This window comes from Brevibacterium aurantiacum (assembly GCF_900169065.1).
Classification (GTDB): domain Bacteria; phylum Actinomycetota; class Actinomycetes; order Actinomycetales; family Brevibacteriaceae; genus Brevibacterium; species Brevibacterium aurantiacum.
On record NZ_FXZB01000038.1, the window covers coordinates 1 to 23,797 of the forward strand.

Sequence of the window (23,797 nt, forward strand, 5' to 3'; positions counted from 1 at the left end):
TTTTTGTTGGTGTCTTTGGAGCCTGAAGTGTCTGCGGATGTGTCTGCTTTGTCGTCAGACTTTTTGTTGGTGTCTTTGGAGCCTGAAGTGTCTGCGGATGTGTCTGCTTTGTCGTCAGACTTTTTGTCGTTGTCGTCCGGCTTCGGAGCAGCGGGCTTCCGAGCTTGCTTGGAATCTGCGGGGTCCCCGCTCGGCTCTTCCGTCTTGGTCTTGGTCGGAGTCGAGGTGGCGGTCTCAGACGGCTCCTCGGTCTTGGTCTCGGATGGCGCTGGGGCCGGTCCGGTTGCAGGGGTGCAATCGGGGCCCTTGGCGTCTTCATCGATGTCCGAGGCAGTGGGCACGACCTCGAAGGAGACCTTCGAGGAGTCCTTCTCGGTCTTCTCGTCTGTGAGGTAGAGCGAGTAGTTGCCCGACGGAACCTTGGCGTTGTCCGTGACCGAGAAGAAGTAGGTGCCGGACACCTTCCCCTTCTCGTCGACGGTCAGCTTGGTCTCTGGTGAGTACTTGGACCCATCGGTGCCGACGACCGTGACGGTCGCCTTGTTGTCGGGGGTGAATCCCGTACCGGAGAATCCGATGCCCTTCTTGCGGTCAGCAATATCGGCTCGGGTCACCTGTGCGGCGGACAGTGTCGCCTGCGGGTCCGAGCTGTCGGGAACCTTGGAATCGGGGTCAGTTGACTGCTGTGCGTCATCATACGCACAGAGCGGGCCTGCCGGCACCGGAGCGGACTCTGTCGCTGCGAACGCGGGAGCGCCAGCAAGACCTGTCAATGCAACGGCTACTGCGGGGGCAAGCACAAGACGCGAGGTCTTCACAGTAATGCCTTTCGTTTGTTGTCAACCCACGAAAGACGATGGACTCCCGGCATTCCTTGGCTTAAGAAGAGGAAGGCACCATCGTGCGCGGGTTCGTACAGCTCCTAACTCTAAAGCATTCACCAACGGCTATGGGGAGACACACGGGAGAAAACCAGCAAAAACTGCTGTTATCGTTATCAAGTCGTTACCTAAGTACGGCGTGTCGGGGCGTCTGTGACATTTTTCGCCCCCTCGGAAGCCCAGCTCACTGCACTCCAGAGCCCAGGGCGACTACCATTTGATACGTGACTCTCCTTTCCGATCGCGACATCCGCGCCGAGCTCGACTCCGGACGCATCGCCCTCGACCCCTATGACCCGTCTCTGATCCAGCCCGCCAGCGTCGATGTGTGCCTGGACCGCTATTTCCGTCTGTTCGACAATCACAAGTACCCGGTGATCGATCCGAGCCTCGACCAGCCCGAACTCACCCGCTTCGTCGAGGCGGCGCCGGGGGAGCCGTTCGTGCTGCACCCCGGGGAATTCGTGCTGGCCTCCACCCACGAACTCGTCACCCTGCCCGATGATGTGGCCGCTCGCCTGGAGGGCAAGTCATCGCTGGGCCGCCTCGGGCTGCTGACCCACTCCACGGCCGGCTTCATCGACCCTGGGTTCACTGGTCACGTGACTCTTGAGCTCTCGAACGTCGCCACCCTGCCAATCACGCTGTGGCCGGGAATGAAGATCGGTCAGCTCTGCTTCTTCCGCCTCAGCTCGGTTGCGCTCAACCCCTACGGTTCGCAGGCCACCGGCAACCGCTATCAGGGGCAGCAGGGCCCCACGGCATCCCGTTCTCACCTCAACTTCTACCGGAGGGACATGTGACCACCCGCCGAGAGCTGCGGATGCAGCGGGAAGCCGCCGAGCGTGTCAGCGACACGGATGTCTCGGCGGACCTGCGCGGCTTTCATCTGCTTCTCCTCGACGAAGGGGTCGAGGTCTCCGATGTGCTCGCGCTCGTGCACAACAGGCTTCCCGACCTCGCGCCCCGCCTGGATGAAAGAGGCCAGCTGAAGCTGAGTCGACACTCGCGTCTGAGTGAGGGAGTCGACCTCGATGCTGTCGCGATCGCCGCGCTCGAGGTTCCCGACTGGGCTCATCACGCAGTAGTCATCGACTGCCCTCGAGACCGCGAACCGGTCCCGCCGCCGGACTGGTTCAGCGACGCAGACGGGCTCAACAAGGCGTTCCCCGAGGGTCTGCCTGATCGTGAAGAAGAGCGGATGCTCAGTCTCATCCTGTCTGTCGCATCACGTCTGCACACAGGTGTTCGCCTGGCGGACGAGGCGGGTCTGCCGACCCGGGTGCTCGTGCCCGACCCCGAGGCAAAGGTCGACCTCTATCTCTATTCGACCTACTGGCTCGAACCTGAGGTCGCACTCTCCCTCGTGCGCAAGCACGCCCCACATGCCTTCCAGCAGGCGCTGCCGACCCCCGACGAGGCGGTCCTCGCCCAGGCCACGATCGACGATCCGCTCTTCGATTCCTCGGCACCGGTGATCCTCGACGGCTATTCGCTCCTCGTCCCGCTCGGGGAGATCAGCGAAGCGGCCGGCATCATCGAAGTCCGTGTGTCCGAAGCCGACTGGGTGCCGCCGATCATCGCCAAGCATCTGCAGATGCCGCTGATCGAATACCACGTGCACTGGATGGACACCGAGTCGAAGCGCTACCAGCCTGCCCAGACCAGACGATTCCGGCGGATGCGCAACCAGGTGGCCAGCCTCGTCGACAGCATCGGCGCGGAGCTGCTCGTCGGCAGCGATGGGACCGGCCTGGACGAAACCGGTTTCCTCGTCACCAGCAGCCAGCTTCGCAGCTGATTCGTTCCCTCGATGAGGGAGCAGGGTCGGCCCCACGAACCGATCCACTGCAACCGGAATTTGTGCGGATTGCGCGCAGCATTCGTGGGGGAGCCGAGCCAAACGTGGTGAGAATGACTGCCGAATACCGACCCATTGATTGGGAGATACGCGGTGTGTCGTGAGAAAATACTGGTGAGAACTACATTCTGGCAAATCGTATAAATGACGGAGGTGTCCGCCGGTGATAGTCATGACAGGAGCCTTTTTCGGGGCTGCTGTCATTGCGTACCCACTGGTCAGACGCCTCGGCCGGGACGGGTTCTTCCTCCTAGCGCTGGTGCCGCTGGCCGGGCTGATCCTCAGTCTGGCCAAGGTCCCCGACATCTTCGGGCCCGGCGGCTCGCCGTGGGTCGAGAGCATGGGGTGGCTGCCGGCCCTCGGCCTCGACGGCATCTTCCGCCTCGACGAGCTCGGCTGGATCATGAGCCTCTTGGTCACCGGCGTCGGTGCTCTCGTCTTCGTCTACTGTGCCCGCTACTTCCCGCCCGATGAGCCGGGGTTGGCCAGGTTCGCCGCTGTCTTCATGGCCTTCGCAGGAATGATGTACGGACTCGTCCTCGCCGATGAGCTCCTCATGCTCTACCTGTTCTGGGAAGGCACCACGGTCTTCTCCTATCTCCTCATCGGGCACAGCCAATCCCGTCGCCGCTCCCGCCAGGCTGCGCTGCAGGCGCTCATCGTCACCACAGCCGGCGGACTGGCCATGCTCGTGGGCATGATCCTGCTGATGTCTGTGACCGGAACAGGTCAGATCTCCACCCTCATGGAGCGGGCGAGCCTCGGAATGGACACCGGGCCCGTCATCGTCACCGCCGTGATCCTCATCCTCGTCGGCGCGGTCTCGAAGTCCGCGCTGATCCCCTTCCACTTCTGGCTTCCCGGAGCCATGGCCGCACCCACCCCGGTCAGCGCCTACCTACATGCGGCAGCGATGGTCAAAGCCGGAATCTACCTGATCCTGCGTCTGGCACCGGGCTACCACACTCTGCCCGGTTGGTCGGAGGTCCTGCTCACGCTGGGCCTGCTCACGATGTTCATAGGCGGTTGGCAGGCCCTCAAACAGACCGACCTCAAACTTCTGCTCGCCTTCGGCACGGTCTCCCAACTGGGATTCCTCACGACTCTGGCCTCATTCGGCACGCCCGACATCACCAAGGCCGCACTGGCCCTGCTCATCGCACATGCGCTGTTCAAAGCCTGTCTGTTCCTGTGCGTGGGCATCATCGACCATCGGGCCGGCACACGCGACCTGACGAAGCTCTCCGGGGGCTGGAAGGCGTTCCCCGTCGTGGCCGTCTGCGCCACGATCGCCGCGGCCTCGATGTCCGGTCTGCCGCCGCTGCTGGGCTTCGCCGCCAAGGAAGCCGTCTATTCGACCCTGCTCGCCTCGGGCGACAAGGCGGCGATCATCGCGCTGGTCGGCGTGATGATCGGTTCGATGCTCACCGTCGCCTACTCGGCACGCTTCGTCTGGGGTGCGTTCTCAAGCAAAGACGGCGTCGACGATATCGCCCGCCGCGACGAGAAGATCACGCTGATCATCTCCCCTGTCATGCTCACTGTGCTCACCGTGGCGCTGGGGCCGGCCGTCGGACTCGTCGACGGCTACTTCGAGGCCTGGACATCGACGCTGCCGGTCATCGACCCCGGCGACGGCGACTATCATCTGGCTCTGTGGCACGGGTTCGAACCGGCCCTGGCCCTGTCGGCAGTCACGATCGCCGTCGGCCTCGGACTCTTCTTCGTCCGCGACTCGTTCGCCAAAGTCCAGTCGACGCTGCCATCGGGCCTTGATTTCCACGACCTCTACCGCAGGATGATCAGCTCGATGGAGAAGCTGGCGCTGTGGGTCACCTCGCGAACGCAGCGTGGCTCGCTGCCGTTCTACCAGAGCGTGGTCTACCTCGTCCTCGTCGCCGGCCTCGGCCTTGCGATCATCACGAACGACACCTGGAACATCGAGTTCGACCTCTTCAACACTCCACTCGACTTCATCGTCGCCGCGGTCCTCATCGTCGTTGCGGTGGCTGCGACCCGTGCCAAGAAGCGCTTCACCGCCGTGGTCGTCACCGGAATCTCCGGCTATGCGATGGTCGCGTACTTCGCCTTCGTCGGCGCCCCGGACCTGGCTCTGACCCAGGTCCTGGTGGAGACGATCACCATCGTCGTCTTCGTCCTCGTCCTGCGCAGGCTTCCGGCTCGGATCGGTCGGAGCACCGGGCGCTTCACACCGGCCTGGCGCGCCATCATCGGTGGTGGCGTCGGCGTGACCATGATGCTCGTCGTCCTCATCGCTGCCGGGGCCCGTGTCAGCGAACCGGTCTCCGTCGACTTCGGCCAACTCGCCTATGAAATGGGCCACGGCAAGAACATCGTCAATGTGACCCTCGTCGACATCCGTGTCTGGGACACCCTCGGGGAGCTCTCCGTCCTCGTCGCGGCCGGCACCGGAATCGCCGGACTGATCTTCGTCCGCGGCCGCGAAGGACACCTCCACCGGTTCGTCTCCCGCCGCGACGGCACCGAACTGCAGGGGCGGGTACGCTTCCAACCGGTCCCCGAAGAGATCAGTGACTACCACGCACCGGCACGCCGACACGATCCCGAACGCGAAGACGTGACGCAGCGGCGAGTCTCCTGGCTCATCGCCGGACGCACGCTGGCCCCACGCAACCGCTCCATCATCCTCGAGGTCACCGCCCGTCTGGTGTTCCACGCGGTCCTCATCTTCTCCCTCTACCTCCTGTTCGCCGGCCACAATGATCCCGGGGGCGGCTTCGCCGGTGGCCTCGTCGCGGGTCTGGCACTGGTCGTGCGCTACCTCGCGGGCGGCAAATTCGAACTCGCCGAGGCGGCCCGCTTCACCCCGTCGGGCTTGCTGGGCACCGGAATGATCCTGGCCGTGCTCACCGGAATCGGCGGATGGTTCTGGGGCGACGCCGTCTTCAAGTCCGTCTACTTCGAAGGAGACATACCGGTGCTCGGGCACCTGTCCTTCGGAACATCGACCTTCTTCGACATCGGCGTCTACCTCATCGTCGTCGGATTGATGCTCGACATCCTCAGGTCCTTGGGCGCCGAGGTGGACCTGCACCAGGAGCGCGATGAAATGGTGCTGACCAACCGGCTCAACCAGTCCTACCACCTGTCGGAGAACCTCAGCGCCAAGGCTGAGCACGATGCCGTCTCCTCGATCCTCGACCGTGTCAATCACCTCGATGTCGACAACGGCGCCGAAGGGGGGCGGCTGTGACTGTGCCCTTCATCATGGTGCTGGCGATGGCATTCCTCTTCGCCTGCGGCATCTACCTCATGCTCGAGCGGTCACTGACCCGCGTGCTGCTGGGCTTCATCCTCCTGGGCAACGGCGTCAACCTGCTCATCATCCTCACCGCAGGCAGAGGAGGGCCGCCGCTGACCGACGGCGAGGACCTGTCCACAGCGGGCATGTCCGATCCGCTCCCGCAGGCGCTCATCCTCACCGCCATCGTCATCACGTTCGCCGTCACGGCGTTCCTGCTGGCCATGATCTACCGTTCCTGGCGACTGGTCAGGGCCGATTCGCTGCAGGACGACACCGCCGACCTTCAGGTGGCGATCACGAAGATGATCGACTCCGAGGCAGAAGCGAGCACGGACTACGACGACACCGAGTTCGGTGACGAGGCCGAGAGCCCGATCACCGGCGCCATCGACCTCGACGATGACGGCACACCTCGTGAACGCGAAGACCCGAACGCCACGGTCGACGCGGAACGGTCTGGACCCGGTGAGGCTGGCACCACCTCGGCGCGGGAAGTCGGTGAGGCCACCACCTCGGCGAACACGAATGACACGAACGACACAGGGTCCGATGGAACCGGGACGGGGGAGAAGAAATGATCGATCTCCTTCCCGTGCTGGTGCCGCTGCCCGTCCTCCTGCCCCTCATCGGGGCCGGGCTGGCGCTGGTGCTGTCGAAGCATTCGCGGGCACAGAACATCGTGTCGATCCTGATTCTCAGCGCGGTCATGGTCATCTCGCTCATCATGCTCTTCGGCGTCGACGCCGAAGGTCCGCAGGTCGTGGCCATCGGTGGATGGGAGCCTCCTGCCGGGATCGTGCTCGTCGCCGACAGACTCTCCTCGCTCATGCTCGTCGTGTCCTCCCTGGTCATCCTGTGCGTGCTCATCTACGCACTGAGCCAGGACGCCAACGACGATTCGAACGAGACCCCGATCTCCGTGTTCAACCCCAGCTATCTGGTGCTGTGCGCGGGCGTCGCCAACGCCTTCCTCGCCGGTGACCTGTTCAACCTCTACGTCGGCTTCGAGATGTTCCTCGTCGCCTCCTACGTGCTGCTGACCCTGGGCGCCACGGCCGAGCGCATTCGGGCGGGCGTGACCTACGTCGTCATCTCGCTCGTGTCCTCGATCATCTTCCTGGCCGCAATCGGCGTCATCTATGCGTCGACCGGAACCGTGAACATCGCGCAGCTGACCGATCGGCTGGCCGAACTGCCGCCGGACGTGCAGATGATCCTGCACGTCCTTCTGCTCATCGGCTTCGGCATCAAGGCCGCGATCTTCCCACTGTCCTTCTGGCTGCCCGATTCCTATCCGACCGCTCCGGCCCCGGTGACGGCCGTGTTCGCGGGTCTGCTGACGAAGGTCGGCATCTATGCGATCATCCGCACCGAAACCCTCCTGTTCGCCGAATCCTCCCTGCGAGTGCCGCTGCTGATCGCCGCGGCATTGACGATGGTGGTCGGAATCTTAGGCGCAATCGCCCAGTCGGAGATCAAGAGGATCGTGTCATTCACCCTTGTCTCCCACATCGGCTACATGCTCTTCGGAGTGGCCTTGGGTACGACTGTCGGGCTCGCTGCCGCGATCTACTACACGGTCCACCACATCATCGTCCAGACCGCACTGTTCCTGGCCATCGGCATGGTGGAGATGCGAGGTGGTTCGACCTCGACGCGGTCACTCGGCGGACTCATGGTGCTCTCGCCGGCGCTGTCGATCATCTTCTTCATCCCGGCGCTCAATCTCTCCGGCATTCCGCCGTTCTCCGGGTTCATCGGCAAGGTCGGACTCTTCGCGGCCGGTTTCTCCGACCACGACTGGCTGGCCGTCGCTCTCATTGTCGCCGGCACCGTGACCAGCCTGCTGACCCTCTACGTCATCGGGCGTACCTTCAACCTGGCCTTCTGGCGCGACCCTGCGGATGCGGAGGAGCCGAATGAAGAGCTCGTCGCAGAATTCGCCGAACGCAAGAAGGCCAAGCTCGCGGGCAAGCCCTGGAAATCGCAGATCGGCGTTCCGGGATCGATGTTCGCCGCCACCACGGTCGTGGTCGTCGCCTCGATCGTCCTCACCGTCTTCGCCGGTCCGCTGTGGGATCTGTCCGACCGTGCCGCGCAGAATCTGCAGTCTCCAATCAGCTATGCGACGAAAGTTCTGGGCGGTGATGACAAGTGAACGCCAAACGACCCCGGATGTCGAAGGGCCGCAGCTTCGTCCAGCAGCTGGTGCTGGTGTTCTTCCTCGTCGTCCTCTGGGTGATGCTCTGGGACTCCGTGTCGTTGATGCACATCATCACCGGCGTGATCTTGTCCTTCCTCGTGACCCGAGTCTTCTACCTGCCGCCGGTGGTGCTCTCCGGGCGGTTCAACATCATCCACGCCATCAACTACGGGCTGTGGTTCCTCTATTCGCTCGTCATCGCCTCGGTCGAGGTGGCCTGGTACGCGTTCCGACCCCGCGCGGTAGGCGCCGGATCCGTGATCGCCTGTGACCTGCGGACGAGTTCTGACCTGCTGATGACGCTCGTAGCCGACACCGCCAGCCTCATCCCCGGATCGATCATCGTCGACAGCGACCGAGCCTCGGGGGTCCTGTACCTGCACGTCCTCGACAGTGATTCCGAGGAGAAGGTCATCGCAGCCAAGAAGCTCGTCTACCACATCGAGGAGCTGCTCATCAAAGCTCTCGGCTCCCACCGTGACCTCGCTGCGCTCAAGATCACCCCCGACCCACTGGCCGATGAGTACGGAGGTGCCCGATGAGTCAGATCGTGCTCGACACTCTCGTCGTTGCGGCTTCGGTGCTGCTGGCCGCCTCGGCGATCATCGCCCTCTACCGCATCGTCCGCGGACCCTCGATCCTCGACCGCATGATCGCCACCGACGTCGTGCTGGCCTCCATCATGTGCGGTCTGGGCGGATTCATGGCACTGTCGGGTCGCACCGATCTCCTGCCCGTGCTCATCGTGCTGGCGATGCTCGGATTCGTCGGTTCCGTCAGCGTCTCCCGGTACGTGTCCAAGTCTGATTCCATGACCCCCGGCGCCGAGGTGGGCTCACTCAGCGAGTTCTCCAACTCCGACTGGCACATGCCCAAGGATTCACCGTCCGCGACCGCGAGTGGAACTGCGGACGAGACCGAGGAGTGGCCCGACGATGTGGCCCGCGGGATCTCCGATGTCTCCGATGGTCCCGATGCCATCACCGTCCAAGGGGACGAGGAGATCCATCCCGTGACCGTGGGACTCGATCAGGGCACTGATCCCGGTGCCGACCTCTCCGACGATGAGGATGCCGGCGCCGAGTTCGAACCCGACGATGAGGGCCCTACCGCGGAGGACCCCAACGGTGCGGATCCGGATGTCGACGGCGAGGGGGAGGGAACGGGCCCGGATGCGGGACCAGATGACTCCGACGACGGTGCTCACACCAGCCCCGAACCTGACGACGAAGGGAGCCGCCGATGATCCTCGACATCATCTCTGCGGTGCTCATCCTCCTCGGCGGGGTGCTCTCACTGGCTGCCGCAGTGGGTCTGCTGCGTTTCGGCGATCTCCTCTCACGCATGCACGCAAGTGCGAAGCCGCAGGTGTTGGGGCTGCTGATGGTGTGCGTTGCGATCGCCATCCAGTATCCGGCCTGGTCGACGGTGACGACCCTGGCGATCATCATCTCCTTCCAGCTCGTCACGATTCCCGTGGCCACGCACATGGTCGGGCGCGCCGGTTATCGCACCAAGCACCTGCGTCGTTCTATGCTGTATCGAGATGAGCTCGCCGAGGCGGTCGATCGGGCAGAGGCCAGAGAAGTCGCGTGGGAACGCAGAAAAGGAATCGGAACGGACCCCAATGACGGTTGACAATCAGCAAGAACCCCAGCCCCTGGTTCTGGTCGCCGATGACGAGCCCGATGTCCTCGGTGCCGTCGTCCCCTTCCTCGAACGCTCCGGTTTCCGGGTGCTCGCCGCCAGTGACGGTCTGCTGGCTCTCGACGAGATCCACCGGCACAATCCCGATGTCTGCGTCCTCGACGTCCTCATGCCCGGTGCCGACGGCAGGCAGGTTCTGCGGCGACTGCGCCAGGAGGAGAACTGGGTCCCAGTTCTGCTGCTGACTCAGGTCGGCGAGGCCGTCGAACGGGCCATGGCACTCGAAGAGGGTGCCGATGACTATCTCAACAAACCCTTCGACCCGCACGAACTCGTCGCCCGCATCCGCGCGGTGCTGCGACGGACCCGCACCGATGGGCCGCCCCTGGCCACTGCTCCCGTGCTTGCCTCGAGCTTCGGTCTGCGCGTCGATCGTGTGGGCAGGCGCGCCTGGATGGGCAACCGTGAACTCGTGATCACCCCCAAGGGCTTCACCCTGTTGGAATACCTCATGGTCCACAAGGACGAGCTCATCGAACGTTCCCGCCTGCTCGAGATCCTGTGGGGCTTCGAAGAGGCTGTGGGCACCCGCGCGGTGGATTCGCGTGTGGCCGAACTGCGTCGTGTCCTCGGCGAGGACGCGGCCGAACCGCGGTGGATCGCCACCGTGCAGGGCCGCGGCTACCGGTTCGTCGGTGAGGTCCGAGGCGAAGAGGGTCAGAGGACTCTATGACGAACTTTCTGGTCTTCGAGGTCCAGATCTGGCTGTTCCTGCTTCTGCTGTTCCTCGTGCTGGCGGGCCTGGCGGTCGGAGCCTTCTTCGCCTGGAGGTATCTGCGCAAGCGTGAGACTGCGCTGCGGGAATCGATCGAGACCGCGGCCAGCGAGGATTCCCTGGCCAAACGCAACCGGATGCTCATCCGCCTGGACCATGAGCTGAAGAATCCCCTCACCGCTCTGCGCACCTCGGCCGCGAGCATCCGCGACGTCGTTCGCGAGGGCGGGTCCATCTCCGAAGTCGAATCCTCGGCCAAGCAGGTCGACATCTCCTCCCGGCGAGTCGCACGCCTCCTGGCCGACCTGCGCAAGCTCGCCGATGTCGAGACTCGCATCATCGAATACTCCCGAGTCGATCTCGACCGTCTCATCCACCAGGCCGTCGAGGACGCATCGACGGCTCCCGGGGCCGAAGACCGCATGATCGTGGCCACGGTCGCCCGCGCGCCCTGGCGTCTGCCCGACGTCGCCGGCGAAGAAGATCTGCTGCTGACAGCCATCCTCAACCTGCTGGGCAATGCGCTCAAATACTCTTCCCAAGCCGAAGTCGTCGAACTGCGTGCCAATGAGCAGATCATCGACAGCCACAGGTGGGTCGTCGTCGAGGTGGCCGACACGGGCAGCGGCATTCCGCTGACTGAACAGGAGCAGGTGTGGGACGAACTCTCACGCGGCTCCCGAGTCCGTGCCGTGGCCGGCTCCGGTATGGGGCTGTCCCTGGTGCGCGCGATCGTGACTCGTCACGGCGGTTCCGTGCAGCTGTTCAGCCAGGAGGGCGTGGGCACCTCGGTGCGGATGGTGCTGCCGGTGCTCGGCGATGCCGCGCAGGTGACCGTGCCGCCGATGGCCGATCAGGTCGGGCACGCCGCGGCCGGGTCTCTTCCGGTCCAACCCGTACAGCTTCCCGACTCGCGTCAGACCCCCGGATTCGTGCCGCCTCGGCAGCCGAACGAGGCCGAGCTGCAGGGCCGAATTCTGGGCACTCCGCGTCGCACCTCGAAGCGTCGCCTGGAACGAGTCGACGGCAACCTGGTCAACCGTTCGACCGGAGAGTCGGTCAGCGGTGGGTTCCCACCGGATTCCGGTCAGCATTCCCAGTTCAAACCCGGCCCCGGCATGCGACGCGCACCGGCACCTCCTCAGGCGGGACCGCCGTCTGGGCCGCAGTCGGGACCTGTGCCGGGAGCGGGCAGCCAGCCGGTGCCACAGCAGCAGTACGGGAGTCAGCCCGGACCGCAGCAAGGGTATGGGAGTCAGCCCGGTCCGCAGCAGAACTACGGCAGCCAGCCGGGTCCGCAGCAGGCGTGGCCGCAGCATCCGCCACAGCCGCAGCGACCGCCTGAGCAATCCCCGCAGACCCAGCAGCCTGATTCCGGACCACAAGCAGTGTCTGGAGAGCAGTCTGATTCGGTTCCGCAGCCATTGACCCGCCGGGAGCTGCGGTCGAGGGACGAGCGGTGATGAGGCACGCTGCGAAGGTGCGAACGGTCGCGGCGGGAGCAGCAGTGCTCGGCCTCGTCCTCAGCGGCTGCTCTGCCCTGCAGATCCGCACCGCGGAACGCGATTCGGGTCCCCTTCGTGTGGCCGTGGAGGAGAAGGCCGGCGAGAACCCGACGACTGCGCCTCCTGATGACGGCATCCCCGAGGGGATGAAGGAGGTTTCGGTCAACCTCGGCGCCGAATGCCCGGTCGACGTCAGCCTCGCCATGACCGATGACTGGACGGAGGGCTCGGTCACCGATGACTTCCACTCGTTCTCGCGCGGCACCTCGATGGCCGACAGCGACATGACCCTCATCACCTGCACCAAGGGCTATGACGAGACGCCACAGTCGCTCGTCGATTCGCGGAAGAAGTACACGTTCTCCGAGAAGGACTCCTCGGTGCTCGCTCAGCGCTCGGGCAGCCTCGCCGCCGGATCCTACTGGTCCTACCAGGGTCTGCTCGGCCCGACGGAGATCTTCGCCATCAACCAGAAGTCGACGGTCATGTACGGAGTCCTGATCGGCTACAAGACCAACGGGCGCCTGGTCGAGATCAAAATCGACATGCGCGCCCTCGAATCGGACACCGAGGCCGCCGAGGAGTTCAAGAAGATGCTCCCCACCATCACCGTCGACGGCGAGAAGGTCCCCACACCCAGATTCAAATAGCCGTTTGCGGGTCGGAAGATCGGTGATGATCCTAGGATGGGTTCATGACGACCAACGACGCTGTGACGACTCTCCTCGACGCCCGCCGACTGCAAGGCCTCCTGACGAACAAGAGCGGCCGCGTGATCGCCCAGTACTCCTTCCTCAACGCCGAGGGCAGCACCTACCTCACCCATCTCGCAGACATCGGCGGTGAGAACCCGCGCCGCCTCACCCGCGGTGACCAGTCGATCGGAGCCGCCGCGATCAGCGAATCCGGAACCCTGTACTTCGCGGCCAAACGCACCGGCGAAGACGGCAAGGACGCCGAGAGCCCAAGCCTCTGGTCGCTGCCGGAGACGGGCGAGGCACGCAAGCTCGCCGACCATTCCGGTGGCTTCTCCCGCATCGAGGTCAAGGGCCAGTCCATGATCGTCCAGTTCCCCGTCCACACCTGGGCCGCGAACGAGGACGAACACCGGGACTACAGCCAGGAGCGCAGCGAATCCAAGGTCAGCGCCATCCTGCACTCCGGCTTCCCCATCCGCCGCTGGGACCACGACCTGGGGCCAGGGCAAGAGATCCTGGCGATCGCAGACCTGAGCACAATCACCGACGAGTTCTCCGAAGACCTCACAGCCGACACCGCGCGCGGTGAGGCCGACTCCACCCCGAACACAGCTGGTGGTGCCGGAACCACAGGCGCCGCCGGCACCGAGGACCGCGAGGATTCGGCGATTCCATCCGCCACGGACCTGGCCTTCCGCTACCTGTCACTGCCACCCGGACGACTTGTGGACTGGGCGGTTGACGATGAGGCCCGCTTTGTCCTCGTGCAGGTCGAGAAGCCGATCCCCGGTCAGCTCGAGGCCAGCGAGATCTGGCAGATCGACGTGCACAAACATGGGGCACCGCGCCTCCTGATCGAGGCCGCCGTCGACCACGCCTACAGCATCGACGCCATCAGCCCCGACGGCACCCGCGCCCTTCTCACCCGGGAGCAGTTCTGGACGTCGACGACGAACCTGTCCGCGGCACTCACGGTCCTCGACCTCGCTACCGAGTCGCTGAGCCCGGTCTGGCCCGATGCCGATCACTGGTTCGCCCCCGTCTGGGCCGATGATTCGACACTCGTCGCAACCGCGGACGATCACGGTCGGGGCAGTGTCTTCATCGGTGACGTCAACGACGAGCAGCCTCGGCGACTGGTGGGCGGTGAGAGCCAGAAATATGCGTTTGCGGGACTGCAGGTGCAGGGACTCACGGTCGTGGCGACCGCATCGGCGATCGACGTCGCGCCCCTGCCCATCGTCATCGATCTGGTCTCGGGCCAGATCAGCGAGCTCGCCAACCCCGCGAGCGTCATCGATGGGGCGGGCACCCTTGCCGAGGTGACCGCCGTTGGTGACGACGGCACCGCGGTGCGCGCCTGGTTGGCTCTGCCCGAGGGGGAAGGGCCGTTCCCACTCGTCGTCTTCGCCCACGGCGGACCCTGGGGATCCTGGAACTCCTGGACGTACCGGTGGAATCCGGGACCGTTCACCGCCGCCGGATACGCGGTGCTGCTGCCGGACCCGGCGATCTCCACCGGCTACGGGCAGTCGATGATCGACCGCGGTCAGCAGGAACTGGGCGGGGCACCGTTCACGGACATCCTCGCGCTCACGGACGCGGCGATCGCCAGGCCCGACATCGACGCCGAGCGCACCGCTCTGGCCGGTGGATCCTATGGCGGGTACATGGCGAACTGGGTGGCCGGGCACACCAGCCAGCGGTTTCGGTGCATCGTCACCCACGCCTCCCTGTGGAACACGACCTCGATGGGCCGGACCACGGACAACGCCTCCTGGGACGTGGCCATGCGGAAGCAGTCGTCGACGTACTCCCCGCACCTGTTCGCCGACCGGATCGAGGTGCCGATGCTCGTCATCCACGGTGACAAGGACTACCGGGTGCCCATCGGGCAGGGCCAGGAACTCTGGTACGACCTGCTGTCCCGGTCGAAGACACCCCTGGACGCAGAAGGGCTGACCCAGCACCGCTTCCTGTACTTCCCCGACGAGGGCCACTGGATCACCGGTCGCGGCAACGCCGAGGTCTGGTACCGCACGGTGCTGGCATTCCTCGACAAACATGTCCTCGACATCGACTCCCAACGCACCCGTGCCCTGGGGTGACGACTCAATCGCAGCAAAGACCTTGGAGAATGCTCTGGTGAGCGACATCATGCCCGCAGACACGATCACCCACAACGCCGTCATCCTCGACGGCGATCCCACCGAGCCTGCCTCGGACGGGTCCACGCCGGATGGGTTCACCCCGGGTGGGTCCGCGACGGCCACCGGCGATGACTGGATCGCGTCGGCGGGGGGAACCGTCATCGCACGCGGACGTGGGATGGGCTGGAAGGACCTGAACACCTCGGCGACGGTGCAGATCATCGACGCCGAGGGAGCGTATCTGGCACCCGCCTACGTCGACATGCACTGCCATGGGGCCGGTGGCTCCAGCGCCGAGGACGGGGAACCCGGGCTCGCAGAGGTGCTGGCAGTCCACCGCCGGAACGGAACTCGGGCGCTCGCCCTGTCCTACGTCTCTGACACCGTCCCTGGCCTGTGCCGTTCCCTTGCTGCCGGGGCCAGGCTCTGTCGCGACAACCCCGCCGTATTGGGACTCCACGCCGAAGGGCCCTTCCTGTCCCCGGACTTCAAGGGCGCGCACGCACCCGAAGTGCTCACGGCTCCCACCCCCGAGGCGGTCGAATCGATCCTCGCCGCCGCCGATGGGAGGCTGGCCCAGATCACGATCGCCCCAGAACTGCCCGGTGCCATCGACGCGATCTCACGGTTCGCCTCGGCGGGGGTGAGCGTGGCTATCGGCCACACCGCTGCCGGGTATGAGGAGGCGGCGCGGGCCTTCGAGGCTGGGGCACGCATCCTCACCCACACGTTCAATGCGATGCCGGGCATCCACCACAGGGCACCCGGCCCGATCCTCGCCGCCGTCGATGCCGGACACGTCAGCCTCGAACTCATCAACGACGGAGTCCACGTGGCGGGGCCACCGGCACGGATGCTTGCGAAACTGGCCCCCGGCAGGATCGCTCTGATCACCGATGCCATGGCCGCGACGGGGATGGCCGACGGGGCCTACATGCTCGGTTCGCTGCCGGTGCAGGTCGAGGATTCGGTGGCACGACTGTTGGGCGAGGACGGGTCGACGGGGTCCATCGCCGGTTCGACCCTGACCATGGACGATGCGGTGATGAGGGCGGTCGCCGAGGTGGGGATGAGCCCGCTTGCAGCCGTCCAGGCCGCCAGCCTGGTGCCCCTGCGAGCACTCGGGCTCATCGCAGCAGACGAGCACTGTCTGCTGCGCGCCGGGATGCCCGCCGAGTACCTGCTGCTGAACGCGGACATGAGCATCCGGGCACAGAACATGGCACGATAGGACACATGGATGCCCTGCTCCTCATAGACACCGACGACGCCAGTTATATCTCCGACGAGAACGCCGAGATCTTAGTCGACATCGTCGGCCGCACTCGCACCGTCGGCGGTGTGCTCATCTTCGCCTCGACGAAGGACGAACTCGTCGATATCGACGATGAGGAACTGTCCATCTTCGTCCCCGACGAGGAAGATCTCGTGCTGCGCTCAGAGAAGCCCGATGTCTTCGACGGCATCCGCGACCTGGCTCCCGGCCTCCACGACATGGGCGTTGACCGCATCGTCATCGCCGGTGGGGACGTGACCACTGTTGCAGCCCTCGAGGACGCAGACGCTTCGGACGACGCGGACAGTCCGGATGGTCCTGACGATGCAGCCTCTGCTGGTGACGCAGACTCTGCTGAGGATTCCGTGGCCGGCGAGCTGCCGGGCTCGGTCCGCGCCTCGGCGATGGCCGCGCTGGTGTGCAACTTCGACGTCATCGTCCTCTCCGACGCGGTGATCGACCTCGAGGGCCAGCCCGTGACCTGGCTGGACGAGGCCGAGGCCGCCGGGGCCATGATCAAGAAGACCGCCGATACCTGGCTGAGGATGTAACCTCCCCATCGCTGTGGCGTCTGGGGCCCACTTGGTTCTACACTGAGTAGTAGTTTTGAGTCCTCTGAGGCTCAGCCATGATGTCATCCGTGTGAGAAGTCCCAGGAGAGGAGCGGCATGACCGGGTCGAACAAGTCTGTGCGTGCTCTCTTCGCCGCACTCATGACGACCCTGCTCGCCGTACTCATGCACGTCGGTGCCGGGGGTTCGATCTCTGTCGTCGGCATTGCGATCGTCTTCGTCTTCGCCCTGTGGGCCGCAATGATCCTCGCCGGTCGTCGGCTCGGCTATCTGGGACTGGGATCGCTGCTGGGCCTGGGACAGATCCTCATGCACCTGTCGATGGGCTGGTTCACTGCCGCACCTGCCTCCAGCGGTGCCTCGGCGACCGGAACCGCTATGGGCCACCACCACATGAATCATGGGGCCGGTGCCCTCGACCTGAGCCAGACCGGGTCGATGTCCCAGCCGATGTCGCACATGGCCGGTGACGGCTCGAGTGCGGGCCTGGCCATGGTGCTCGCCCACGTCGCCGCTGTTGTAGTCACCGCCGTCGTCCTCAAACGCGGCGAAGACATCATCCTGACCATCCTGCAGCTGGCTCTGGGACCGATCGCCACCGCGTTGCGGTCCCTCGCCGAGGCTGTCGGAGTCTTGGCCGAGTTCCCGGCCCGACTCGTCCACGGCGAATTTCATCTGCCGCAGGCGATCACCTCTGCCGTCGTCGGCCCGAACTACCGACGCGGTCCGCCCGCACTCGTCTGAGCTCAGAACTTCACCACCGGCGGATACTCCGCCGACCCACACATCATTGGTGACAGCCACACACTGTCGCAGACGAGCCGTCCCGTGTGCCCGATCGCGTCCATGCGACCGATCGCATCGGGCCGCGTCGGAACCAATCAGACCGCGTCCGATCGCGACTAAACGCGTCCGCGCCGACATTCGTCGAGACCTGTGCCCGGCTGCACCGACAAGCTGAAAGTGCAGACGAAATGCGAAAGAACACCACCTTGATGGCCACCCTGTCCGTTGCCGCCATGATCGGCCTCAGCGCCTGCGGCCAGAGCCAGGCCAGTGAACCGGAAGAAACGAGTAAGTCCCAGGTCAGCGTCGACTCACTGAGTCTCGACAACGCTTGGGTCAAGGCCGCCGACGACGGCATGACCGCTGTATTCGGCGAACTGAAGAACAACAGCGATGAGGACATCAACCTCGTCGAAGCGAAATACGATGACGCGGAGCAGGTCCAACTCCACGAGACTCTTGAGGACAACTCCGGAGGAATGTCGATGCAGGAGAAAAAGGGAGGCTTCACGGTTCCTGCGGGTGAGTCCCTGAGCCTCAAACCCGGTGGCGATCACATCATGGTCATGGGCCTGACGAAGCCGATCAAACCCGGTGAGGAGATCTCACTAGAGCTTGTCACCGCCGATCAGCAGAGTTTCCCGGTCACCGCCATCGCCAAGGACTATTCGGGTGCGCAGGAGGACTACGCCCCGGGCGAGGCCGACGACGAAGGCGACGGAGCCGACCACAAGGACATGGATCACGGGGACATGGACCATGACGAGATGGACCACGGGGAACACGGTGACCACTGAGTCTGAGCCCAGCGACTCCGCGCCCCGTCCCCACGGCTTCAGCCGCCGAGGCCTCATCGCATCGGCGGCTGCGGCCGGAGGGACGGGAGTCGTCGGAGCCGTCGCAGGATTCGGCATCGGGCGATCCCGTGTCACAGACCGTGCCGAGGCCGCGCCGTCCCGTGATCTCAGCGGGGCAAACGGTCCGCTCACCGAACCGTTCTACGGTCCTCACCAGTCCGGCGTAGAAACTCCTCCTCAAGCGCACGCGCACTTCCTGGCGCTGACGTTGAAGACCGGAATCAAGGCCGCCGAGGTGGTCCGCTGGCTGCGACTGCTCACCGCAGACGCGGCCGCCCTGACTCAGGGCAGCGGGCCGCTGGCTGACTCCGAACCCGAACTCGCCCACGACCCTGCGCGATTGACGGTCACGTTCGGATTCGGCCGCGGCCTCGTGAAGCTGGCAGGACAGAAACTTGTGCCGACGTGGTTGGGCCCGCTGGAGAAGTTCTCCATCGACGATCTCGATCCCGAGCGGTGCACCGGGGATCTGCTGCTGCAGATCTGCGGTGACGATCCGCTGACCTTGGCACATGCGAGACGGATGCTGTGGAAGGATTCCCGGAACTTCGCCGAGGTGGCCTGGCAGAGAGAGGGTTTCCGCCGGTCCTACGGCAGCCAGGGAGAGGGAAAGACCCAGCGGAACCTCTTCGGACAGTTGGACGGGACCGCCAATCCCGGTTCCGGATCCGAAGATTTCGCGCGCATCATCTGGGGACAGGGCACCGGTCGGACGGATGCGGTGTACTCCGCGCGCGGGGAACCGCCGGACAACCTCGGCGCGCATCTGCCTGACTGGATGCGCGGGGGAACGACCTTGGTGCTGCGTGACATCGCGATGAACCTCGACACCTGGGACAAGGCTGACCGGCCGGCACGTGAGTTCGCGACGGGACGGACCCTCGACCGGGGTGCGCCGCTGTCAGGAACAGACGAGTTTGATGTTCCCGGCTTCGGTGCGGTCGACAGGCGGGGTCTGACGAAGATCTCGGCGGCCTCGCACGTGGCCAGGGCTCGTGATGGGCTGGGCCCGGAGGCGCAGATCCATCGGCGAACGTTCAACTACGAGACAGGTGCGGAGGAGGGCGCCGGGCTGCTGTTCGCCTCATTCCAGGCCGACATCGAACGGCAGTTTCTGCCGATCCAACGCCGGCTCGCCGAGGTGGATCTGCTCAATGAGTGGACCACGCCGATCGGGTCGACTGTGTGGGCGATTCCGCCCGGTATCGAAGAAGGGGAGTACATCGGGCAGAGCCTCTTCGAGGGCTGAGGCCGACACTGCGCTGGCTGCGAGAGGATGAGGCGAGTGCCTTCTCAGGTGCGTCACTGGTTCAGAACAGTGGGCGGGGGAGTGCGTCCTCGAACTCGAGCAGCCAGCGTTTGGTGGCCAACCCCTCACCACGACGACCGCCGGAATAGCCGCCCAGCCCATCGCTGGCCACGACTCGATGGCAGGCGATGACGAGCGGAAGCGGATTCATACCCATGATGCTGCCGATTGCCCGTGCAGGGATCCCTGTCCCGCTGCGCCGGGCAAGCTCGCCGTAGGTGACTGTAGTGCCACTCTCGACCGTCTCGTCGAGAGTGGTGAGCACCGTCCGCGCGACCGCGGAGATCTGGCCCAGGCCCAGAGGCAGGTCGAAGGTGGTGAGACTGCCGTTGAAGTAGGCGTGCAGCTGCCGCATCGCCTCGGTGAGAAGCGGATCGGAGACAGCCGAGGCAGGAGGAGCAGCGGAGAAATCGACCTCGGCGGACTCGACCCACGTCACACGCACGATCGACCGCCCGTTGCCCGTGACAGTGATAGGTCCGACGGGCGTGGCCATCGTGGCTTGAGCGGAGTCGGCGTTGGGGTGAGGGCCGTCGACCTCATTTGAACTCATCGTCATGCGTCTCCCGTTTTCGTTTGGTTCCGCTAGTGCAAAGTTAGCGCATGCCGGCGGCGGGAAACTATACGAAAGACCCTTCGGCTCGTGAGCTTGAGCCGAAGGGTCTTTCGCTTGGTTCAGGAGTTCAAGATCGAGCTCCGTGGAAATGGATCACTTATCTTCGTCGGTGATTTCACCTTCATAGGCGTCAGGATTCGCCTTCAGCCACTCGGCGATGGCTGCTTCTCCATCGTCCTTGTGCTTGTTGACAACGAGATCCTCGAGATCGCCGTACTGCTTATCGTCCATCTTGATCTTGCCGACATAGTCAGCGGCGTCTGAGAACTCATCACTGAAGCCCTTGGTTGCAGTGAAGTGCAGCTTCTCAGCTTCACCCATGGCACCCTTCGGATCCTTGAGATCCTTGACCGGGTACGCGTTGTTGGCCCAGAACGGCCGCCAAAGGGTGACGACGATGTCCTCTTCGGCGTCGGTCGCGTTGCCGAGCTCGGTGAGCATAGCAGCGGTCGAAGACGTGACGAGTTCGTACTCCTTGTCCAAGCCGTACTCGGGGATCATCTTCTTCGTGGCAGCGGTCAGACCAGCACCGGGCTCAATGCCGATGATCTTTCCGTCGAAGTCCTTGCCCTTGCCCTTGAGGTCTTCGATCGAATTGATGTCCTTCATGTACTTCGGCACCGCGATGGTGAGCACGGCGTTCTCGTAGTAGGCGCCGAGATCTTCGAGCTTGTCGCCGTACTCGTCGATGTACTGCTTGTGTGTGACCTCGGGCCACGAGGACGGATACATGTCGATATCGCCGTTGGCGACACCGGCATACAAGACGGCAGCGTCGTTGAAGGTTTCGGTCTCGACGTTATAGCCCATCTTTCCAAGCTGATCTTCGAGCAGGAGCGAGATGCTCTGACCGTCGGTCCAGCCGGTGACATAGCCGAGCTTGATGTCGCCCTTGTCTCCGCCGCCGCTGCCGTCGTCCTTCGCTGCTTCCTGCGAGCAGCCGGTCAGAGCAAGGCCAAGAGCTGCCACTCCTGCGACGAATGTGGTGAGGAATCTTCTCTTCATTGTGTGTTCCTTTTCTCTAGTGATCTACAATTCAGGCTGGATAGTCCATCAGGTCAGGCGGTTGCCGCCGCCTTTTTGTTTGCGGCGCGGCGACGCATTCCCGCGACGAGCGAACTCGGGTAGTCCTTTGCATTGCCCAGGGCTGCGGTGACGCGATCGAGATAGACCGCGATGATCACCACGCCGAGTCCGGCTTCGACTCCGAGCGGCAGGTTCTGGGTGGCGATCGCCTCGACGACGTTTTTTCCGAGTCCGTCGGCGCCGACCATGCCGGCGATGACAGCCATGGCCAGCGCGAGCATGATTACCTGGTTGATGCCGGCCATGATCGTCGGCGTGGCGAGGGGCAGCTGAACGCCTCTGAGGATCTGTCCGGGTGTCGCGCCGAAGGACTGTCCTGCTTCGACCGTCTCCGAATCGACTCCGCGGATGCCGAGCTCCGTGAACCTCACGCCCGGTGGCAGTGCGAAGATCACAGTTGCCACGAGACCGGGAACGACGCCGATGCCGAAGAAGGTGACCGCAGGGATGAGGTAGACGAAGGACGGCATCGTCTGCATGAAGTCGAGCACCGGTTTGATGACCGTTGACGCCGCGTCGTTGCGTGCGGCGAGGATGCCCACTGGTACGGCGATGATGACGGCGATCACGGCGGCGATGAGGACAAGAGCCAGCGTCTGCATGGAAGCCACCCATTGGTCCATAGTCAGGATGAAGAACATCGTGATCACCGTGCCCAGAGCCATCTGCCAGGACCGCAGCACCCAGCCGATGAGTGCCAGCAGAACGATGATGACGAGAGGGTGAAGGTCGACGAGCACATCGGTGAGGATCTCGATGAAGAAGTTGAACAGCCAGGTCACGGCGTCGAAGAACCACGCGACGTTTTCTTTGAGCCAGTCGAACGCGGTGTCGACCCAGGCCCCGATGGGAATTCTGATGTTCTCCATCAGCGCTCACTCCTTTCGCCGGCGTTCTGCGGTGAAACCGAATCATCAGCCTCGGCGAGCACCTGATCGATGATGCCGGTGTCGACGGGCTCTGGCCAGTCGTCGACCGAGGCATCCGTCGGCTGCTCATCGTTGCCGTTCTGGTTGCCGAGTGCGGCAAGCAGGGTGGCCCGAGGCACAACGCCGACAAGGTCGCCGTCGGCATCGGTGACGGGCACCGGCAGAGGCATTTCCGAGGACGGAAGGAAGAGATCGATGAGCAGGTCGTCCTGAGAAGCGGGGTGGGAGACCGGCTTGATGATCTCGTCGAGAGACGTGGCTCCTCGCCGGATGTGCTCGAGGCAGTCGCGGTCGCTGACGAGACCGAGGAACTTCCGGTCCCTGTCTGTGACATACACGCCCGAGGCATTGTGTTCGCGCATGGTGCGCAGCGCGACGCGGGGTCCGTTGTGACTGCTCACGGTCTGACGTGCTTTCTCCATGACGTTGTTGGCAGTCAGCACACGTGCCCGATCGACATCGTGGACGAACTGGGCGACGTAGTCGTTGGCCGGGTCAGTGAGAATATCCTCCGGGGTGCCGACCTGGACGATGCGCCCGTTGCGCATGACTGCGATCCGGTCACCGAGGAACATCGCCTCGTTGAGATCGTGGGTGATGAAGATGATGGTCTTCTTGAGTTCGCCCTGCAGCTCCACGAGCTGCTCCTGCATCTCGCGTCGGATGAGCGGGTCGAGGGCAGAGAATGCCTCGTCCATGAGCAGGATGTCTGTTTCAGCGGCAAGTGCGCGGGCCAGGCCGACGCGCTGCTGCATGCCGCCGGAGAGCTGCTCAGGGTATTTGTCACCCCACCCGTCGAGACCGACGGCCTTGAGCCAGCGGTCAGCTGCTTTGTCTCGCTCCGCCTTCGCGATTCCACGGATTTCGAGGGCGTAGGCGGCGTTGTCGCGGACCGTGCGGTGTGGCAGCAGTGCGAAGTGCTGGAAGACCATGGAGATGTGTTCGCTGCGCACCTTGCGCAAGGCCGTAGCGTCGACCTTGGCGATGTCGGTGCCGAGCACTTCGACCGAACCTGATGTTGGAGCCCACAGGCCATTGAGTGTGCGAATCAGGGTTGACTTGCCCGAGCCGGACAGCCCCATGACGACGAAGATCTCGCCCTCTTGGACGTCGAAACTCGCGTCGATGACCGCGGCCGTTCCGAGTTTGGTCAGATCGTCACGGTCGGCACCCTCTTCGAGTCGCTTGACGACCTCGTTCTGGCGCTTTCCGAAGACTTTGTAGACGTTTGTCGGCTCTTCGCAAACGAGAGTGTATACCGATGAATTTCAAACAGAGCGAGTCGCTACCCGGATAGACGTCGAGGTCTTCCGATGATGGAAGTTCTCACACTGCCCATCCGAAAGACCTCGACGTGGAC

General features: G+C 64.2%; 20 protein-coding genes and 2 pseudogenes. 17 read left to right on the forward strand and 5 right to left on the reverse strand.

Features of this window, described 5'->3' with window-relative positions:
* Nucleotides 1-818, reverse strand: a pseudogene (locus BAUR9175_RS17895) (hypothetical protein); the annotation flags it as partial.
* A 287-nt stretch (nt 819-1,105) separates the two neighbouring features.
* On the opposite strand from BAUR9175_RS17895, the gene dcd reads away from it, so the two are divergent.
* The 17 genes from dcd (at nt 1,106) to BAUR9175_RS17980 (ending at nt 19,746) form a co-directional block, all read left to right on the forward strand.
* Nucleotides 1,106-1,684: a dCTP deaminase gene (gene dcd / locus BAUR9175_RS17900; protein WP_101584785.1), complete on the forward strand. Its 579-nt coding sequence runs from the start codon at nt 1,106-1,108 to the stop codon at nt 1,682-1,684.
* Nucleotides 1,681-2,682: a hypothetical protein gene (locus tag BAUR9175_RS17905; RefSeq protein ID WP_096157734.1), complete on the forward strand. Its 1,002-nt coding sequence runs from the start codon at nt 1,681-1,683 to the stop codon at nt 2,680-2,682. Before dcd ends, BAUR9175_RS17905 begins: the two co-directional genes overlap by 4 nt.
* Before the next feature lie 232 nt (nt 2,683-2,914).
* Nucleotides 2,915-5,977 carry a Na+/H+ antiporter subunit A gene (locus tag BAUR9175_RS17910; RefSeq protein ID WP_101584787.1) on the forward strand — a complete coding sequence of 1,021 codons (3,063 nt, stop codon included), beginning with the start codon at nt 2,915-2,917 and terminating at the stop codon, nt 5,975-5,977.
* Nucleotides 5,974-6,606, forward strand: coding sequence for a Na(+)/H(+) antiporter subunit C (locus BAUR9175_RS17915; protein ID WP_009882258.1), 633 nt, complete (start codon nt 5,974-5,976; stop codon nt 6,604-6,606). Before BAUR9175_RS17910 ends, BAUR9175_RS17915 begins: the two co-directional genes overlap by 4 nt.
* Complete coding sequence (locus BAUR9175_RS17920; RefSeq protein ID WP_101584789.1) at nt 6,603-8,186, forward strand: Na+/H+ antiporter subunit D; 1,584 nt, start codon at nt 6,603-6,605, stop codon at nt 8,184-8,186. The genes BAUR9175_RS17915 and BAUR9175_RS17920 overlap by 4 nt, the downstream gene beginning before the upstream one ends.
* Nucleotides 8,183-8,773, forward strand: coding sequence for a Na+/H+ antiporter subunit E (locus BAUR9175_RS17925; RefSeq protein ID WP_096157730.1), 591 nt, complete (start codon nt 8,183-8,185; stop codon nt 8,771-8,773). The genes BAUR9175_RS17920 and BAUR9175_RS17925 overlap by 4 nt, the downstream gene beginning before the upstream one ends.
* Nucleotides 8,770-9,477, forward strand: coding sequence for a monovalent cation/H+ antiporter complex subunit F (locus BAUR9175_RS17930; protein WP_101584790.1), 708 nt, complete (start codon nt 8,770-8,772; stop codon nt 9,475-9,477). Before BAUR9175_RS17925 ends, BAUR9175_RS17930 begins: the two co-directional genes overlap by 4 nt.
* Nucleotides 9,474-9,869 (forward strand): monovalent cation/H(+) antiporter subunit G, encoded by a 396-nt coding sequence (gene mnhG, locus BAUR9175_RS17935; RefSeq protein WP_096157728.1) that lies wholly within the window; start codon nt 9,474-9,476, stop codon nt 9,867-9,869. The genes BAUR9175_RS17930 and mnhG overlap by 4 nt, the downstream gene beginning before the upstream one ends.
* On the forward strand, nt 9,859-10,611 hold the full coding sequence (locus BAUR9175_RS17940) for a response regulator transcription factor (RefSeq protein WP_096157727.1): 753 nt from the start codon (nt 9,859-9,861) through the stop codon (nt 10,609-10,611). Before mnhG ends, BAUR9175_RS17940 begins: the two co-directional genes overlap by 11 nt.
* Complete coding sequence (locus BAUR9175_RS17945) at nt 10,608-12,116, forward strand: ATP-binding protein (RefSeq protein ID WP_257944371.1); 1,509 nt, start codon at nt 10,608-10,610, stop codon at nt 12,114-12,116. The genes BAUR9175_RS17940 and BAUR9175_RS17945 overlap by 4 nt, the downstream gene beginning before the upstream one ends.
* A complete protein-coding gene (locus tag BAUR9175_RS17950; RefSeq protein WP_096157726.1) occupies nt 12,116-12,808 on the forward strand; it encodes a hypothetical protein in 693 nt (230 codons plus the stop codon). The genes BAUR9175_RS17945 and BAUR9175_RS17950 overlap by 1 nt, the downstream gene beginning before the upstream one ends.
* 44 nt (nt 12,809-12,852) lie before the next feature.
* Complete coding sequence (locus tag BAUR9175_RS17955) at nt 12,853-14,964, forward strand: S9 family peptidase (protein ID WP_101584792.1); 2,112 nt, start codon at nt 12,853-12,855, stop codon at nt 14,962-14,964.
* A 37-nt stretch (nt 14,965-15,001) separates the two neighbouring features.
* Entirely contained in the window at nt 15,002-16,237 is a 1,236-nt protein-coding gene (locus BAUR9175_RS17960; protein ID WP_247642446.1) for an N-acetylglucosamine-6-phosphate deacetylase, read from the forward strand.
* Between the two features lie 5 nt (nt 16,238-16,242).
* Nucleotides 16,243-16,833 (forward strand): hypothetical protein, encoded by a 591-nt coding sequence (locus tag BAUR9175_RS19465; RefSeq protein ID WP_009882270.1) that lies wholly within the window; start codon nt 16,243-16,245, stop codon nt 16,831-16,833.
* 117 nt (nt 16,834-16,950) lie between these two features.
* Nucleotides 16,951-17,598, forward strand: a complete 648-nt coding sequence (locus BAUR9175_RS17970; protein WP_009882271.1) for a hypothetical protein — start codon at nt 16,951-16,953, stop codon at nt 17,596-17,598.
* A gap of 230 nt (nt 17,599-17,828) precedes the next feature.
* Nucleotides 17,829-18,437 carry a copper chaperone PCu(A)C gene (locus BAUR9175_RS17975; RefSeq protein WP_009882272.1) on the forward strand — a complete coding sequence of 203 codons (609 nt, stop codon included), beginning with the start codon at nt 17,829-17,831 and terminating at the stop codon, nt 18,435-18,437.
* Nucleotides 18,427-19,746 (forward strand): Dyp-type peroxidase, encoded by a 1,320-nt coding sequence (locus BAUR9175_RS17980; RefSeq protein WP_180959281.1) that lies wholly within the window; start codon nt 18,427-18,429, stop codon nt 19,744-19,746. The genes BAUR9175_RS17975 and BAUR9175_RS17980 overlap by 11 nt, the downstream gene beginning before the upstream one ends.
* A 61-nt stretch (nt 19,747-19,807) precedes the next feature.
* On the opposite strand, the gene BAUR9175_RS17985 is transcribed toward BAUR9175_RS17980, so the two are convergent.
* The 4 genes and pseudogenes from BAUR9175_RS17985 to BAUR9175_RS18000 all read right to left on the reverse strand — a co-directional run.
* A complete protein-coding gene (locus BAUR9175_RS17985; RefSeq protein WP_205676723.1) occupies nt 19,808-20,359 on the reverse strand; it encodes a methylated-DNA--[protein]-cysteine S-methyltransferase in 552 nt (183 codons plus the stop codon).
* 156 nt (nt 20,360-20,515) lie between these two features.
* Nucleotides 20,516-21,427, reverse strand: coding sequence for a glycine betaine ABC transporter substrate-binding protein (locus BAUR9175_RS17990; protein WP_009882275.1), 912 nt, complete (start codon nt 21,425-21,427; stop codon nt 20,516-20,518).
* A gap of 53 nt (nt 21,428-21,480) precedes the next feature.
* Nucleotides 21,481-22,377 carry an ABC transporter permease gene (locus BAUR9175_RS17995; RefSeq protein ID WP_009882276.1) on the reverse strand — a complete coding sequence of 299 codons (897 nt, stop codon included), beginning with the start codon at nt 22,375-22,377 and terminating at the stop codon, nt 21,481-21,483.
* Nucleotides 22,377-23,669 (reverse strand): annotated as a pseudogene (locus BAUR9175_RS18000) (quaternary amine ABC transporter ATP-binding protein); the annotation flags it as partial. The gene BAUR9175_RS17995 and the pseudogene BAUR9175_RS18000, both read right to left, overlap by 1 nt.
* Nucleotides 23,670-23,797 lie beyond the last annotated feature (128 nt).